Source organism: Actinopolymorpha sp. NPDC004070, assembly GCF_040610475.1.
Classification (GTDB): Bacteria; Actinomycetota; Actinomycetes; order Propionibacteriales; family Actinopolymorphaceae; genus Actinopolymorpha.
In genome coordinates, this window is the sequence record NZ_JBEXMJ010000013.1 from 53000 (window position 1) to 67739 (window position 14740).

Annotated in this window: 17 protein-coding genes; 8 read left to right on the forward strand and 9 right to left on the reverse strand. The window is 71.3% G+C overall.

All coding sequences use genetic code 11. The features are described 5' to 3' along the window. Positions 1–46: 46 nt before the first annotated feature. Positions 47–634, reverse strand: coding sequence for a dienelactone hydrolase family protein (locus ABZV93_RS22710; RefSeq protein ID WP_354939371.1), 588 nt, complete (start codon positions 632–634; stop codon positions 47–49). Positions 635–692: 58 nt separating this feature from the next. On the opposite strand from ABZV93_RS22710, the gene ABZV93_RS22715 reads away from it, so the two are divergent. Next, a complete protein-coding gene (locus ABZV93_RS22715) occupies positions 693–1295 on the forward strand; it encodes a winged helix-turn-helix domain-containing protein (RefSeq protein ID WP_354939373.1) in 603 nt (200 codons plus the stop codon). On the opposite strand, the gene ABZV93_RS22720 is transcribed toward ABZV93_RS22715, so the two are convergent. Together ABZV93_RS22720 and ABZV93_RS22725 are read right to left on the reverse strand one after the other, a co-directional pair. Continuing rightward, positions 1241–1828, reverse strand: coding sequence for a GNAT family N-acetyltransferase (locus ABZV93_RS22720; RefSeq protein WP_354939375.1), 588 nt, complete (start codon positions 1826–1828; stop codon positions 1241–1243). The two genes, ABZV93_RS22715 and ABZV93_RS22720, sit on opposite strands and share 55 nt — an antisense overlap. 40 nt (positions 1829–1868) lie before the next feature. Then, positions 1869–2375 carry a GNAT family N-acetyltransferase gene (locus ABZV93_RS22725; RefSeq protein WP_354939377.1) on the reverse strand — a complete coding sequence of 169 codons (507 nt, stop codon included), beginning with the start codon at positions 2373–2375 and terminating at the stop codon, positions 1869–1871. A 67-nt stretch (positions 2376–2442) separates the two neighbouring features. Between ABZV93_RS22725 and ABZV93_RS22730 the strand changes: the two genes are divergently transcribed. Continuing rightward, on the forward strand, positions 2443–3294 hold the full coding sequence (locus ABZV93_RS22730) for a class I SAM-dependent methyltransferase (protein ID WP_354939379.1): 852 nt from the start codon (positions 2443–2445) through the stop codon (positions 3292–3294). 129 nt (positions 3295–3423) lie between these two features. Here the strand turns inward: ABZV93_RS22730 and ABZV93_RS22735 are convergent, their stop codons facing one another. After that, the gene (locus ABZV93_RS22735; protein WP_354939381.1) at positions 3424–4560 is read right to left on the reverse strand and encodes a bifunctional nuclease domain-containing protein; all 1137 of its coding nucleotides are present in this window, start codon (positions 4558–4560) and stop codon (positions 3424–3426) included. Positions 4561–4679: 119 nt separating this feature from the next. On the opposite strand from ABZV93_RS22735, the gene tsaA reads away from it, so the two are divergent. The 3 genes from tsaA to ABZV93_RS22750 all read left to right on the forward strand — a co-directional run bounded on the left by tsaA (position 4680) and on the right by ABZV93_RS22750 (position 8040). Beyond that, positions 4680–5123, forward strand: a complete 444-nt coding sequence (gene tsaA, locus ABZV93_RS22740; RefSeq protein WP_354939383.1) for a tRNA (N6-threonylcarbamoyladenosine(37)-N6)-methyltransferase TrmO — start codon at positions 4680–4682, stop codon at positions 5121–5123. Between the two features lie 133 nt (positions 5124–5256). Beyond that, positions 5257–6246 carry an SDR family oxidoreductase gene (locus ABZV93_RS22745; protein WP_354939384.1) on the forward strand — a complete coding sequence of 330 codons (990 nt, stop codon included), beginning with the start codon at positions 5257–5259 and terminating at the stop codon, positions 6244–6246. Between the two features lie 321 nt (positions 6247–6567). Next, positions 6568–8040 (forward strand): CocE/NonD family hydrolase, encoded by a 1473-nt coding sequence (locus tag ABZV93_RS22750; protein WP_354939386.1) that lies wholly within the window; start codon positions 6568–6570, stop codon positions 8038–8040. Here ABZV93_RS22750 and ABZV93_RS22755 read toward each other — a convergent pair. The 4 genes from ABZV93_RS22755 to ABZV93_RS22770 all read right to left on the reverse strand — a co-directional run bounded on the left by ABZV93_RS22755 (position 8009) and on the right by ABZV93_RS22770 (position 11307). After that, complete coding sequence (locus ABZV93_RS22755) at positions 8009–9697, reverse strand: tetratricopeptide repeat protein (RefSeq protein WP_354939388.1); 1689 nt, start codon at positions 9695–9697, stop codon at positions 8009–8011. The genes ABZV93_RS22750 and ABZV93_RS22755 overlap by 32 nt on opposite strands. Positions 9698–9804: 107 nt before the next feature. Beyond that, positions 9805–10074 (reverse strand): NUDIX domain-containing protein, encoded by a 270-nt coding sequence (locus tag ABZV93_RS22760; RefSeq protein ID WP_354939637.1) that lies wholly within the window; start codon positions 10072–10074, stop codon positions 9805–9807. A gap of 7 nt (positions 10075–10081) precedes the next feature. Next, on the reverse strand, positions 10082–10807 hold the full coding sequence (locus tag ABZV93_RS22765) for an HAD family hydrolase (protein WP_354939390.1): 726 nt from the start codon (positions 10805–10807) through the stop codon (positions 10082–10084). Next, a complete protein-coding gene (locus tag ABZV93_RS22770) occupies positions 10804–11307 on the reverse strand; it encodes a hypothetical protein (RefSeq protein WP_354939392.1) in 504 nt (167 codons plus the stop codon). The genes ABZV93_RS22765 and ABZV93_RS22770 overlap by 4 nt, the downstream gene beginning before the upstream one ends. Before the next feature lie 149 nt (positions 11308–11456). Here ABZV93_RS22770 and ABZV93_RS22775 point away from each other — a divergent pair, with 149 nt between their 5' ends. After that, positions 11457–12596: an adenosine deaminase gene (locus ABZV93_RS22775; RefSeq protein ID WP_354939394.1), complete on the forward strand. Its 1140-nt coding sequence runs from the start codon at positions 11457–11459 to the stop codon at positions 12594–12596. 225 nt (positions 12597–12821) lie between these two features. Here ABZV93_RS22775 and ABZV93_RS22780 read toward each other — a convergent pair whose 3' ends face one another. Continuing rightward, positions 12822–13124: a DUF6191 domain-containing protein gene (locus tag ABZV93_RS22780; RefSeq protein ID WP_354939396.1), complete on the reverse strand. Its 303-nt coding sequence runs from the start codon at positions 13122–13124 to the stop codon at positions 12822–12824. Between the two features lie 91 nt (positions 13125–13215). Here ABZV93_RS22780 and ABZV93_RS22785 point away from each other — a divergent pair, with 91 nt between their 5' ends. Both ABZV93_RS22785 and ABZV93_RS22790 read left to right on the forward strand, forming a co-directional pair. Then, positions 13216–13677 carry a TIGR03618 family F420-dependent PPOX class oxidoreductase gene (locus ABZV93_RS22785; protein ID WP_354939398.1) on the forward strand — a complete coding sequence of 154 codons (462 nt, stop codon included), beginning with the start codon at positions 13216–13218 and terminating at the stop codon, positions 13675–13677. Continuing rightward, positions 13674–14027, forward strand: a complete 354-nt coding sequence (locus ABZV93_RS22790; RefSeq protein WP_354939399.1) for an MmcQ/YjbR family DNA-binding protein — start codon at positions 13674–13676, stop codon at positions 14025–14027. The genes ABZV93_RS22785 and ABZV93_RS22790 overlap by 4 nt, the downstream gene beginning before the upstream one ends. The last annotated feature ends 713 nt before the right edge of the window (positions 14028–14740 follow it).

Sequence of the window (14740 nt, forward strand, 5' to 3'; positions counted from 1 at the left end):
GGTCACCGAGCTCGCCCGCGGTGCGCGTCGTTGTCAGCGGGCCGGGTCAGTGGATCCGGGCGAGGAAGTCCAGCACGCGGCGGGTCAGCAGCTCGGTGGCCGCCTGGTCGTACGACGACAGCGAGGAGTCGGCGAACAGGTGCTCCTTGCCCGGATACAGGAACAGCTCGGCGTCCTCGACCGAGCCGACCAGCTCCCGTGCGGCGTCGAGGTCGCCCTCGTCGGCGAAGATCGGGTCGCCCTCCATCCCGTGCACCTGCACGGGAACGCCCGCCGGCCACGTGCCGAACTCCGCAACCGGCACGCAGGAGTGGAAGAACAACGCGCCCCGGGCGCCGGCCCGGGTCTGGGCCAGCTGCTGCGCAGCCATGACGCCGAGCGAGAAGCCCGCGTAGACGAGGCCGTCACCGAGCCCCTCGGCGGCGGCGAGCCCACGTGCGTTGACGGTCCCGAACCCGGTCTCCCGCGCGTACCCCAGACCGTCCTCGAGGGTCTCGAACGTGTGCCCCTCGTAGAGGTCCGGCACGTGCACGGTGTGGCCGGCCCGGCGCAGCTCGGCCGCGAAGGCCTCCACTCCCTGAGTCAGTCCCTGCGCGTGGTGGAACAGCACGACCTCGGCCATGGCGTCGCTCACTTTCGATGCTAATGATCCAAATATCTCGAACGATCGACGATGCTAGTCTGATCGAACTATGTCGAGCAATACCCCTGCCCCGGACTACGACCTCGACGACCGGCGCGAGCTCACCACCGCCGAACAGGTGCGGGCGATCAGCGACCCGTTGCGTACGACCCTCCTCGGGCTGCTGCACGAGCGGGCCGCGACCGTGACGGAGCTGGCGGCTGCGGTGAAACGCCCGAAGAGCACGGTCGCCCACCACGTCAACCTCCTCGTCCGGGCCGGCCTGCTCCGAGTCGTCCGCACCCGGCGGGTCAGGGCGATCGAGGAGCGCTACTACGGCCGCACCGCGCGGATGTTCTACGTGGGCCTCGGCCGGCAGTCCGCCGACGGGGACACGCTCCCGCACGACTTCAACGACTTCGAGGTCGCGGCGAAGGAGTCGGCCGCGGCATACGAGGACGGCCGGATGCGCGCCTTCCTCCGGCACGCGCGGATTCCCGAGGAACGCGCGAAGGAGTTCTGGCGACGGGTCGACCAGGTGATCCACGAGTTCGACCAGTTGCCCCGCGCCGGGGACACGGTCTACGGCTTCGCGGTCGGGCTCTACCCGATGCCCGACTACCCGACCCTGCCGCCGGCATCTGAGGATGCGTCCGAGGAGGATTCGGACTGAGGGACGTCTGCGGCGATGCCGCCATCGTGGAGGCGTTTCCCGTACACGACCTGCGGCCCGTCCCTGTGCGGCTCGCCCGGGCCGACCAGCGTCCAGCCGCAGCGTTCGTACAGCCTCCGCGCCCTGGTGTTGGCAGCCTGCACGTGCAACTGCGCGCCCTGGTAGCCGACAGACGCCAGGGCCCGCTCGGCGAAGCTCAGCACGCCCCGGCCGTATCCGAGTCCCCAGTACGCCGGGGCCACCGCGACCAGGCTGACGTGCGCCTCGGTCTCGGACAGAACGCCGTCGGCCGAGCGCAGCGGACTCCCGAAACAGCAGGCCACCGTCTCGCCCGCGCGTTCCCCGACGACCACCACGGTTCGCGGCGCGTCCAGGCGAGCGCGGAGCACCTCCACCAGCCGCCGGTCGGCCACGACGGGCTCAACCTCTCCGAGCCGGCGCGCGGTCGCCCGCTCGTACAGGAGAGTCACGGTCGCGGTGACCCGGCTGTCGGCCACCCGGAAGGCGACGTCCCCGTCGTCCTGCAACGCCATGCGCAGCAGCGTAGGCCGGAGCCCTGGTCGCCGACCGCGTTCAGCCGGGGTCGGCCGCGAGTGTCTTGGCGTACCAGTGGTCGGCGCCGTCGTGGGACGCCTTGTAGGACCGGGTTTCGCGGTAACCGTGCGCCTCGTACAACGCGCGGGCCTCGGACAGCTGCTTGTTGGTCTCCAGGACCATCCGCGACGCACCCAGTTTCCGGGCCGCGGCTTCCGCCGCCAGCAGCAACCCTCGGCCCAGGCCCGATCCACGACCTTCCGGGCGTACGTACATGCGTTTCAGCTCGGCGGCTCCCGGGACGGCAGGCAGCAGCCGGACCCCGGCGTAGCCGAGAAGTGCGCCCACCTCGTCCCGCGCGACCAGGAACTCACCCTGCGGCGGCCGCAGGTCGTGGTGCGGGTCGGCGACCAGGGCGGTCCGCAACTCCTCGTCGGTGGCCGGCCGGCCGAGGATCCGCACACCGACCTCGGCGAAGTAGTCCCGGATCGCGTCGTCCACCCAGTGCCCGTCCACCGGCTCGGCGTTGATCGTCCATGTGGCCATGCCGGTCACCGTACGACAGGGCACCGACACTCAGGGACTCCCATGACGAAGCTTGCTAGAAAGAGTCATGTCCACGACATCGTCCAGCGGCACCAGCAGTGGCACCACCAGTGGCAGCGGTGAAACCAGCAGCACCGACTACGGCGGGTGGTTCCAGGACCGGCTGATCGTCGAGGTCTACGACCGTCGCCCGCCCTACCCCGACGACCTCATCCGACTGCTGGCCGAGCTCGCCGGTGGCGCTGCCCACAACGCCGTGCTCGACATCGGGTGCGGGACCGGCGACCTGGCGCGGCGGCTGGCGCCCCTGGTCGGCCGCGTCGACGCCGTGGACCGCTCCGCGGCGATGCTGGCCCGCGGCCGGGATCTTCCCGGAGGCGACAGCCCCAACCTGCGTTGGCGTCGGGGCACCGCGGAGGACGCCGACCTCGATCCGCCGTACGCCCTGATCACCGCCGGCGAGAGCCTGCACTGGATGGACTGGGACGTCGCGCTGCCGAGGTTCGCCGAGGCGGCGGCGCCGGGCGGCGTGCTCGCCGTCGTCGAGCGTTCCTGGGACTGGCCGCCCGCACTGGGTTCCCAGCTGGGTCAGATCTTCGCCCGCTACTCCCCCTCACGCGACTACCGGCGGCGCGACGTTCCAGCTGAGCTGGAAAGCCACGGCCACTTCACCAGGCTGGGCCAGCGAACGTGCGGCCCGCAGGCCTGGCGGCCGACGGTGGACGAGTACGTCGAGGCACGGCACTCGCAGGTCGGCGGATCCCGTACCCACATGGGCGAGGCGACGGCGGCCGAGTTCGACCGAGCTGTCCGCGACCTGCTCGACGACCTCGTGGCGGCAGGTGAGATCCGGCGCGTCGGTGACCGGCTCGACCTCCGCGCCGGGGCGCGCGTCACCTGGGGACGCCCCCACCTCTGACGGCACGGACCGGTTGCCTCGCCACGAGAGCACGCAGACCGCCTACATCGATCGGTCACCCTGCCGGTCGTGGGCCGACCGGCACCTGCTCGTCCGACCTGTGCCCGCCGACCGGAGCACCGCCGGCAGCTACCTCGCTCCGGAAGCTCGGCGGATCTCCTCCGCCAGGTCGGACTCGGTGGTCGGGTAGTCACGCCACTCGTTCGAACCGGTCGCGGCCGGGTCGGCCAGAATGCGCTCGTCCACCCGGATGGGCGCACCCGTGATGCAGGCCAGGCACAGCGCGTCGCTCGGCCGAGCGTCAATCTCGCCTTGCCCGGCCGGTCCGTCCAGCAGGACGGACGCATAGAAGCTGCCACCGGCGAGTTCGTTGATTCGCACCTCCGTGACCAGCGCGCCGGCCGCGCCGAGGAGGTTCGCGGTGAACTGGTGCGTCATGGGGCGCGGCATCTCCACGCTCTCCACGATCATCGTCAGCGCGAGGGCGGCGTTGGCGAGTACGCCGATCGGAAGCTCCCGGGTGCCGTCGTTCTCCCGCAGGATCACGATGTGCACCTTGAGACCGGCGTCCTCGCCGCCCGGACGCCGGATCCCGGCGACGGAGACGTCCACCCACCGCGGCTGCGTCGGCGCTTGACGTGCTGGCGTGTGTGACACGGAATCCTCCTGGACAAGGGGAGTCAGCCGAGGCGCCAGCGCGGCTCGCGCCTGGTGCAAGCGCGCCTTGACAGCACCCGGGCTTATGTGGAGTTCGGCCGCGACCTCGCGGTGACTCAGGCCCTGTAGGTAGTAAAGAAGCACCGCATCGCGTTGACCTGGTGCGAGGTCGCCGATCGCACGACGTACACGGTGTGCGAGGAGGGACGTCTCGGCGAGGTCTGCAGGTCCGGGACCGCGGTCCGGCACGTCCGTCTCCGGCAGGCGACCGAGCCTGCCGACCTCCTGCAGCCAGCGGCGAGCAACGTTCAACGCGATGCCGCACAGCCACGGCCCGAAGCTGGCCGGGTTGGCGAGGCGTTCCAGGCTCACCAGCGCCACCACGATCGCTTCCTGGCTCGCGTCCCGCGCCAGCTCGGGGTCGTTCAGTACGCGTTTGGCCAGCCGGCGCGCCTGGTCGCGATGACGGAGGACCAGCGTCGCGAACGCCGCCTTGTCACCTGCCCGCGCACGGCCGACCAGCATCTCGTCCGCGGCGTCCACCACGTCGTCGGCGTCACCGGCGTCATCGGCGTCGGGCTCCTCCACCACCGAACCAGACTGGGACATGCCCCATAGTGCGGTTACGGGTCACGGAGGTTGGCTCCGCGTACGACGGGTGGCCGGAATCGGGCACCATACGGCAGAGACGGCAGGCCGTTCGGCGCCGAGCACAGGAGGGCACCCCCATGGACCAGGAGACGAACGAGAGGAACGAACACCACAGCCAGTACGCCGTGCGGCCGATCGGCGTGGTCGAGTCCCCGCTCCACGATCCGGCGGCGGCGCCGAAGCAGGGTGACGAGGGCGCACCCGATGCGACCATCGTCTTCGTACCCGACGTCGAGGAGGCCCTGCGCGACCTGCGGCCCGGCAACGACGTCCTCGTACTCACCTGGCTGCACCGCGCTGACCGGGACGTCCTCGCCGTCCACCCGCGCGACGACCGGACCAGGCCGCTCGCCGGCGTCTTCAGCACCCGCTCACCGGACCGCCCGAACCCGATCGGCCTGCACCGCGTACGCATCGTCGCCGTGGACGGCCTCCGCGTCAGGGTGGCCGACCTGGAGGCGCTGGACGGCACCCCGGTCCTGGACGTGAAGCCGGTGCTCGACCCCGCCACCGAGCGCTGACAGGAGCGACCAGCACCGGAAGTGACCGGCGCGAGTCCGGCCGCCCGGTGGAAGGATGGCAGGGCCAGACCCGTACGCCACCCGGCGATCCGGGTCCCGCGTAGCAGAGCGAAGCAGAGGAGTCTCCGACCGTATGACGTCGCTCAAGGTCTTGTTCATCGGCGGTACCGGCATCATCAGTTCGGCGTGCGGGGCCCGCGCCGTCGAGACCGGTGTCGACCTCACCATCCTCAACCGCGGCTCGACCTCGATCCGCCCCGTACCCGACGGCACCGAGGTGATCCAGGGCGACATCCGCGACCCCGAGTCGGCGCGGGCGGCGCTCGGTGACCGGGAGTTCGACGTGGTGGTCGACTTCGTGGCGTTCACCCCCGAGCACGTGCAGACCGACGTCGACCTGTTCGCCGGCCGCACCGGGCAGTACGTCTTCATCAGCTCCGCCTCGGCGTACCAGACTCCCCCGGCCCGGCTGCCGATCGTGGAGTCGACGCCGCTGCGCAACCCGCGCTGGGAGTACTCCCGCAACAAGATCGCCTGCGAGAACCTCCTGGTCGAGGCGTACCGCGACAAGGGCTTCCCGGCCACGATCGTGCGCCCGTCGCACACCTACGACCGGACCGCGATCCCGACCACCGGCGGTTGGACCGACCTGGACCGGATGCGCCGCGGCCTGCCGGTCGTGGTGCACGGCGACGGCACCTCGCTGTGGGCGCTGACCCACCACGTCGACTTCGCCAAGGCGTTCGTCGGGCTGCTGGGCCAGCCGGCCGCCGTGGGGGACAGCTTCCACATCACCTCCGACGAGTCGCTGACCTGGAACCAGATCTACACCGCGCTCGGCACCGCCCTGGGCGTCGAGGCGAAGCTGGTCCACGTCGCCTCCGACACGATCGTCGCGGCCGAACCCTCGCTGGAGGGTGCGCTGCTCGGCGACAAGGCCCACTCGGTGATCTTCGACAACAGCAAGGTCAAGGGGCTGGTCCCCGACTACGTGGCGACGATCCCGTTCTCCGCCGGTGCCCGCGAGATCGTCGAGTGGTACGACGCCCACCCCGAGCGCCAGACCGTGAACGACGACCTGAACGCGACGTTCGACAAGCTGATCGCCGCCGCCGGCCAGTAGTCCGGACCACCCGCACCAGCACGCTCACCCGGGTCGCCACCACATCCGACCCGGGTGAGCCGTGGGTGCGTGACCCTCGTCCCTGACCGCCCGGGACGGACCGGCCCTCCCACCGTCCTTTGTCCCCTGGGTCCGCCCGCGCCCCGAGCCGCATCGTGGGTTTGGCACCCACCGGCGACAGGTACGCGACCACCGCGAGGGGGACGGTCCGGTCACGACCGACCGAGGCGGGCTCGGGCTCGAACCAAGCCCCACACGGTCCGTGCGACGCCCCGTCGGTGGGTGCCTCCTACCCGGCATCGCGCCGCAAGGAGGCCGGACGTGGCGGTCATCGCCCCAGAGCGCCCCGAGCTCCCCGAACGCCCGTCGCGCCGGGAGCGCCGGAAACGTCGCAAGGCTGACAAGGCCGACAAGCTCCGCAAGGCCGGCAAGGCCGGCAAACCCCGAAGGCCCCGCAAGCACGGGGAGCGCGCGAAACGCCCGAAGCGCACCCCCATCCGGCGGCGAGTGCTGCGGCGCCTGGGCCGGCTGGTCGGGCACCGCCCGGTCTGGCGGACACCGAAGCCTCCGCTGCGGTTCCTCCCGCAGGCGACGAAGGTGTCCGCCGTCGGGCTGGTGGTCGTGCTCGCACCGGGCGGCACGTTCTTCGGCCGGGTTTTGCGGCTGTTGGTGATCGTGGGTGCAGCGCTGCTCGTCCTGCGCGCCCAGCGGGGTGGCGCTCCGCGCCGGCGGGCCAGGCTGGCCACCCTGGTCGGCGTGGTGGACGTGGCCGCCGGCTTCGGGATCGGCCTGCCGCACGCGAGTGCCGACGGCCTGTCGCTGCGTTCGATGTTCGGGGTGACCCTGGTCGTGGTGGGCCTGCCGCTGCTGCTGGCCGGCATTCTGGCGTACGGCAGAACGGTGCGAGGTTGGCTGCGACTGCCCGTTCTGCTCGCCTCGGCGATCGCGGCGGCGGTGCTGCTGCCGCCCGTCGTGTCCGCGGTGGCCGCGGTCAACCCGCCGCCGGCGCTGCTGGACAAGCTCGACCCGGGGGACAAGGGGTTCGTGTACGACGACGTGGAACTTCACACCTCCGACGGCGTCCTCCTGCGCGGGTGGTACATCCCGTCCCGCAACTCCGCCGCGGTCGTTCTCGCGCCCGACGCCGGTATGACCCGGTCCAACGTCCTGCCGCAGGCGGCGCTGCTGGCCAAGCACGGGTACGGCGTCCTGCTGTACGACCCGCGTGGCACCGGGGCCAGCGAGGGTGACGCGATGGACCTCGGCTGGACCGGCGAACGCGACATCTACGCCGGGGTGAAGTTCCTCGCCCACCACTACGGCGTACGGCGGTCCAAGATCGGGGTGATCGGCCTGGGCCGGGGCGGCGAGGCGGCGATGGCCGCGTCGGTGCACGACGGCCGGATCCGCGCCGTCGTCGCGGAGGGCGTCGGGCGCCGCTCCCCCGGTGACACCCTGCGCATCCCGGGGACGCCGGCCGGCTGGCTGCAGCGGGTCACCGAGAACGTCGAGTACGCCACGGCCGCGGTGCTCCGGCGCTCACTTCCGCCCCGCGGCCTGCGGCACGACATCAGGGCGATGCACCCGCACAAGCTGCTACTGGTCGCCGAGCGCGGGGAGATCCGGGTGGGTCAGCTGTACCGGCGCACCGCCCCGTGGACGGTCACCTTGTGGAAGCTGCCCGACACCCCGCCCCTGCAGGCGTACGCGACCCGGATCGCGGCCTGGGAGGACCAGGTGATGGGCTTCCTGCAGAAGAACCTCAGGCCTCGCCAGGTGCCGACGAGTTCCTGACCGGCGGGAACGCCAGGCGTTCGCGGATCGCCACCGACTCGTCGATCGCCACGAACGCCTCGACGAGGTAGCCGCGGGCGTCGTGGAGGTGGGCCATCTCCTCCAGCGCGTCGGCCAGCAGCGCCTGGTCGTCCTGCCACGCCCGCTCGCTGAGGCGGACCGGCCGGCCACCGGTCAGCTCGTCCTCGGTCAGGGGGCCGTCGGCCAGGCCGTCGTCGGTCAGCACGTCGTCGGCCAGGGCGTCGTCGCGGCGTACGTCATCGCGGCGGACGTCGTCGGGCAGGGTGCCGCCGTCGTCGGCGCGCCGGGACTCCTCGGAGAGTACGGCGTCCGCCGGCACCGCCTGGTCACCGGCGAACCTCGCCGCCCGGGATCGCAGCAGCGCGATCGTCTCCTCGATCGCCTGGGCCGCCTCCTCCGACTGGCCGGTCGTCCGGCAGCGGACCCCGAGCAGGTAGAGGTCGCGGGCGAGCGTGTGCTCGGGGTCGGCACCGGAGCCGTCGGTGCCGGCGACGTTGGCGGCGAGGAGCCGCCGGTCGACCGCCACGCGTTCGGCGGTGAGCCGGATCGCGGGCACCCGCCGGCCCAGCCCCCACATGAGGTCGGCGAACTCCATCAGCAGCGCCGCCAACGGCCACAGCTGGGCGGGCGAACCTGTCGCCAGCCGCCGCCGGAGGGCGACCGCCTCCTCCAGCGCGACGATCGCGTCGTCGGCTCTACCCTGCGCGCGCAACTGGACGGCGAGGCACCGCAGGGCGTACGCGAGACCGGCTCCGGCCCGCTCCGGCTGGACGTCGAGCTCGTGCCGGAACAGCGACACCGCGAGGTCGGCGCCGTCCAGCGCCTCCGCGTGCTGGCCGAGGGCGCCGCGCCACCGCGCCACCTCGGTGAGCAGCGAAGCCTGGACGCAGCGGTACTCGGCCGGGTACGCACCGGCCATCAGTTGGAAGTACGCCAGTGGCCGGGCACCGTGTTCCAGCGCCTCGGCACAGCGTCCGAGGGCACCCAGCTGGCGGGCCAGCTCGCCCTGGGCGCAGAGGTAGGGGACGGTGTAACGCCAGCAGCCCCGCCGGAACAGCCGTTGGTACCGAACGACCGCCTCGCCATAGGCCGACAGGGCTTCCTCGTGGCGCCCGGCGGCGGCCAGCAGGCCGCCCATCCGGCTCAGCCCCGCGGCCAGCACCGCCACCGCGGTCCGGCTCGGGGCGACGTCCAGCGGAAGCAACAGGTGGACCGCGCGTTCGACCGCGGCCAGCGCCTCGTCGGGCCGCTCGGCGCGTGCGTGGACGACCGACAGCGCGGACCGGGTGGCGGCCAGGGTCACGACGTCCGCGCTCTCCTGGCGTTCGGCGAGCGCGACCCCCTCCTCGGCCACCGCGAGCGCCTCACCGACCGAGCCGAGATCGGCCAGGCGCTCGGCGAGCACCCCCAGGGACCGGGCCAGCCCGGCGCCGTGCCGACCGGGCCGGCGGGACTCCAGGGCGCGCCAGCAGTGCACGCCCGAACGCGCGGCCGCGGCGGCCTCCTCGCGCCGGTAGTGGAACGCAAGCTGCTGGGCGGCCCGGACCCACATCGCGGCGAGCCACACCCGACCCCACACGGGCACCACCCGAGCCGCCACCCGGGCGGAGGCGATGCGAGCGCGGAGAACGATCACGGGGCTCCCTACCAGTCATGAGGGACGAGCCGCCGAGGACAGGGGCGAGCTCACCGAGCCGGAGCATGAAACGTGTCCCCAGATCATCTCACCGCTCGGGCACTTGGTCACTCCAAACGTTCCGCAGCCAGCCACGTACCGAACATCTCCAGCGTGTCGTCCAGCTGGGAATGCCGCGGGCTGGGCAACGCGTCCAGGGGGAACCATCCCAGGGCGTCGAACTTGTGCGGCTCCCCGATCTCGACGGTGCCGGGTTCGACCGCGAACAGGACCGCCACCCAGTGCGAGACCGGCTCGCCCCGCAGGACGTTGCGTACGCCGAGAGTCGTCACCGCCCGCGCGTCGGTGGCGTACTCCTCCTTCACCTCACGCGCCAGGGTCGGATCAGAAGTGTGCGAGCAGGTCGGTGAACGCGTCCAGCCGGAGTACGCCGTCGTCGTCGGGGTCCACCTCGTCGTGCTCGAGTACCCAGGTGTGCCGGTTGGGGATGAAGACCGCGTTCATCCCCGCCCGCCGGGCCGGGTTGATGTCGGACTTCGGCGAGTTGCCGATCATCCAGGTGCGGCCGGGCTCCAGGCCGTGGGTGGCGGCCAGCTCGACATAGGTGTCCACCCGCTTCTCCGCGACGATGTGGATGCCGGCGAAGTGGTGCGCGAGGTTGGACGCGTCGATCTTGCGTTGCTGCTCGTCGAGGGCGCCCTTGGTGAGCAGCCGCAGCTCGTGCCGACTCCCGAGGGTGTCCAGGGTCTGCGCGACGCCGGGCAGGAGTTCGACCCGGTGCTCGACCAGCGCCACCGCGAGCTCGTCGATCTCGGTGCGTTCCCGGGCGGTCGCGGGCCGGGCACGCAGGTGTTCCAGGCACTCACCGAGACTGCGCAGGAACACCTTGCTGCCGTACCCGTGGGCGACGGCGTTGGCGGCCTCGATGTCGTCGAGGATGCGCCGGATCTCGGCCCGGTCGAGGGTGGGGTGCTCGAGCCAGTCGAGGTAGTCCTCGATGACCCGCTCGAACAGCAGGTTCATCTCCCACAGCGTGTCGTCGGCGTCGAAGATGAGCACCTGACCGGGCTGCACCGGTCGGGAGGTGGTCGGGGTCGTGGGTGAGGTCATGCCGGAACCTTCGGGTAGGCGTCGTCGAGAACACCGGCCAGCCGCCGGCGTACGGAGGGATCGGCGAAGCTCGCGGCCGGCGCCGCGCGGTTGACCTCGCCGAAGGCGGTCCTGGTCCAGCCGAACGCCTCGCCCAGCCTGGCGTACTCCCCGGTCAGGTCGACGTCGGTGACCGCCCTGGTGTCGGTGCTGATACTCACCGGCACCCCCGCCGACCGCAGCGCCCGGACCGGATGCGCGGCGTAGGTCGCGACCGCCCGGGTCTGCACGTTGCAGCTCCGGCACACCTCCAGGTGGATGCTCTCCGCCGCCAGCCGGGCCGGCAGGTCCGCGTCCTCGACCGACCGGACGCCGTGACCGATGCGGCGGGTGGTGGTCGTGTCCAGTGCCTCCGTCACGCTGTCCGGGCCGCCGCCATCGCCCGCGTGCACGGTGACGCCGAGCCCCGCGTCCGCGACGTCGATCTTGGGCAGGGCGCGCAGCTCCGCGGCCTCGTTCATGGTCGGCACCTCCGGCAGGCAGATTACCCAGCGCGGTCCGGCGGTCAGAGTGAATAAGTCACTCCTCAGCGGGGTTCTGCCCCGATATCTGACAGTCTGCTGTCAGGTTCGCCGCTGACGTCGAGGTGGCTGTGCCAGACTCTCGGGCCATGTCCACGACCTCCGAGCCGGTCCGCCCCGCCGCCTCCTCCGCGGCCTCCTCCACCGATGCCCCGGCCGCCGCTGCGAACGCGCACCCCGCGGTCCCCGTCCCGGACGCCGTTCCGCGCCGGTACGAGGCGTTCATTGCCGGGCTGCCGAAGGCGGAGCTGCACGTGCACCACGTCGGCTCGGCGTCGCCGCGGATCGTGGCGGAGCTGGCCGCCCGGCACCCCAAGGCGGGGGTGCCGGCCGACCCGGCGAAGCTGGCGGAGTACTTCACGTTCACCGACTTCGCGCACTTCATCACCGTCTACCTCAGCGTGGTGGACCTGGTCCGCGACGCCGAGGACGTCCGCACACTGACGTACGGCGTGGCGGAGAACATGCACGCGCAGGGCATCCGGTACGCCGAGCTCACGGTCACGCCGTACTCCCACATCCACCGCGGCATCCCCGGCGAGGCGTTCATGGACGCCATCGAGGACGCGCGGCTCGCCGCCGAGCGCGACCTCGGCCTGGTCCTGCGGTGGTGCTTCGACATCTCCGGTGAGTCCGGGATCCCGGCCGCCGACGTCACCCTGGACGCCGCCACCCGGCTGGCGCCCGCGGGCCTGGTGAGCTTCGGACTCGGCGGGCCGGAGATCGGGGTGGGGCGACCGCAGTTCAAGCCGCACTTCGACGCGGCCCGGGCGACCGGACTGCACAGCGTGCCACACGCCGGAGAGACGACGGGGCCGGAGACGATCTGGGACGCGCTGAACGTCCTCGGCGCCGAGCGGATCGGGCACGGCACCTCCGCCACCCGCGACCCCGAACTGCTGGCCCACCTCGCGGAGAAGCAGATCCCGCTCGAGGTGTGCCCCACCTCCAACATCGCCACCCGTGCGGTGGCGACGCTCGCCGAGCACCCCCTGGCGGACATGGTCGCCGCCGGCTGCCTGGTCACCGTCAACTCCGACGACCCGCCGATGTTCGCCACCGACCTCAACACCGAGTACGCCGTGGCCGCGGACCTGCTCGACCTGGACGAGAGCGGCATCGCAGCACTGGCCAAGAACGCGGTCACCACGTCGTTCGCACCCGAGGATGTCAAGGCGCGCTTGACAGCGGAGATCGACGGCTACCTCACGAGCTGGACGTCGCGGTAGTTCAGCGCACACCCCAGACTTCGCTCACCGTGCTGCCCCGGCACCTGGTGCGGGCGCGGGGTACGTTCCGAAGCAGCTTCCGACGTACGCACCGACCATCGGCCCTGCCGCGCTCGAGACCCGCACCGATGCCCACGGGAAGACGATCTACGTCAGGTGCGGGTCTCCGTCGTCCCGCGACCGGGTGGACTCCACCAGCTAACCGCTGAACCCGCCGCCGATGCCTCACCGCTGACGCAGGTGATGAGCCTTGTCCGTCTGGACAACGACCACGCCGCGGTCCAAGTCGACGCCGAAACCCGGCGGTGCACCCTGTGGGTCCTCCTCGCGGATCAGCGACACCGACTCCCGGTGTTCCAGCTCGGTCCGCTTGGTGGCGTGGAACAGTGCCGTGAACTCGTTCAGGTACGTCGATGACAGTGGCGTTCCCTGCCGCCTGCCACGGCGCTGCTGCACCTTGTCGTACGCCCAGAAGACGACAAGGAGGACGACGACCGCCGGAACGGTCAGTCCGAAGACCAGCTCCACCGGGCCACGGTAACAGGCGATCGCGCGAAGGGGGCTCGAAACCGGGCGTAAGTCCACACAGGTGTCGGTGGCTGCTCGTAGGCTCGCGACCATGACCGACCTGAACAACCTCACCGCGTTCACCGAGCTGATCCCTGCCGACCACGGCCTGTGCGTGCTCAGCACGTTGCGGCGCGACGGCAGCATCCAGTCCTCGGTGATCAACGCCGGCGTCCTGGAGCACCCGCTGCTGGGCGGGCAGGTGGTGGGGCTGGTCGCCATCGGCGGGTCGCGCAAGCTGAGCAACCTGCGCGCCGACCCCCGTGCCACGATCGTTGTCCGAGCCGGGTGGCAGTGGGCGGCCGTCGAGGGTGAGGTCGACATCATCGGACCCGACGACCCGCATCCAGAGGTCGACGCCGAGGCGCTGCGGCTGCTGTTGCGGGAGGTCTTCTGTGCCGCCGGCGGCACCCACCACGACTGGGACACCTACGACCAGGTGATGGCACAGGAGCGACGGGCCGCCGTGCTCATAGTCCCCCGCCGCGTCTACACCAACGCCCCGACCTCGTGACCCGAGACGACCTGCTCGCCACCTGCGCCGCGATGCCCGGCGCCGTCGAGGACTACCCCTTCGGGGACGGCGTGGCGGTGTTCAAGGTGGGCGGCCGGATCTTCGCGCTCGTGCCACTGGAAGGCAGCCCGACCACGAACCTCAAGTGCGACCCGGACCTGGCGCTGGAGTTGCGGGCCCGGCACCCGTCGGTGCGTCCCGGCTACCACCAGAACAAGCGGCACTGGAACACCGTCGACCTGGACGGTTCCGTCGACGACGACGAACTGCGGTGGATGATCGACCACTCCTACGACCTCGTCGTCGCCAAGCTCCCCCGAGCAGTCCGCGCCCACATCCCCATCCCCTGAGTTACCTCCCGCTGGAGCACTCAGAGGTGTCGGCGAACCTCGGCAGCGAACCGCGGCAAGCCGGTGCGTGGACGCGTCTGGCCTTCGGATGGTTGGTCACGGCATCAATGGGGGACTCATAGCCGGCGCCCGCAGCGTCAGGGAAGGATCGGCTCATCTGACCCACCCGACGATCAGGTCGGTCTGGAGCACGCAAGCATCGAGGAATGCGGGAGAGGCAACGAAACTTCGACCTCACCTCGTGCGTCTGGGGGTGGAGGTGAGGTCGTACAGTCCGTTCTCCTCGGCGTCCGCTGCCATCTGGTCCAAGATTTCGCCGGACGACCGAGCTCGTCTGGCAGCGTCCGACGGTACGCCGTGGTCTGGTCGCGGCCGGCGCCGTGGCGATCGGCTGGGCCGCCAGCCGCTGACGGTTAAATAGCCGGGCGAGCGTTTCCGCCTGTCCTGCCTGGCCTGGCGGATGACACTCTGCTCGCGTACGACCGCACGACGTCATGTCAACTCGCAGTTGTCAGTGTGAAATTGAGATTCCTACGACCACAATGGCCGTTCTGGGCCACATTGCCCGCCATGATCACTCCCGATGCGCGTGGTTTGACCACAGTGGAGTAGCGTGCGAGCACCCGATCCGCCTGGATCACATCACTGCACCCGGCGTTCCCCCGTCGCTGGTGAGCGGTGACCTCCGTGTGGTCCAGCGGATCGGGCCCCAC

Coding starts and splice junctions, on each gene's coding strand:
- ABZV93_RS22715 (WP_354939373.1), top strand. CDS start 693: ATGTCGAGCAATACCCCTGCCCCGGACTACGACCTCGACGACCGGCGC.
- ABZV93_RS22720 (WP_354939375.1), bottom strand. CDS start 1,828: ATGGCGTTGCAGGACGACGGGGACGTCGCCTTCCGGGTGGCCGACAGC.
- ABZV93_RS22725 (WP_354939377.1), bottom strand. CDS start 2,375: ATGGCCACATGGACGATCAACGCCGAGCCGGTGGACGGGCACTGGGTG.
- ABZV93_RS22730 (WP_354939379.1), top strand. CDS start 2,443: ATGTCCACGACATCGTCCAGCGGCACCAGCAGTGGCACCACCAGTGGC.
- ABZV93_RS22735 (WP_354939381.1), bottom strand. CDS start 4,560: ATGTCCCAGTCTGGTTCGGTGGTGGAGGAGCCCGACGCCGATGACGCC.
- tsaA (WP_354939383.1), top strand. CDS start 4,680: ATGGACCAGGAGACGAACGAGAGGAACGAACACCACAGCCAGTACGCC.
- ABZV93_RS22745 (WP_354939384.1), top strand. CDS start 5,257: ATGACGTCGCTCAAGGTCTTGTTCATCGGCGGTACCGGCATCATCAGT.
- ABZV93_RS22765 (WP_354939390.1), bottom strand. CDS start 10,807: ATGACCTCACCCACGACCCCGACCACCTCCCGACCGGTGCAGCCCGGT.
- ABZV93_RS22770 (WP_354939392.1), bottom strand. CDS start 11,307: ATGAACGAGGCCGCGGAGCTGCGCGCCCTGCCCAAGATCGACGTCGCG.
- ABZV93_RS22775 (WP_354939394.1), top strand. CDS start 11,457: ATGTCCACGACCTCCGAGCCGGTCCGCCCCGCCGCCTCCTCCGCGGCC.
- ABZV93_RS22785 (WP_354939398.1), top strand. CDS start 13,216: ATGACCGACCTGAACAACCTCACCGCGTTCACCGAGCTGATCCCTGCC.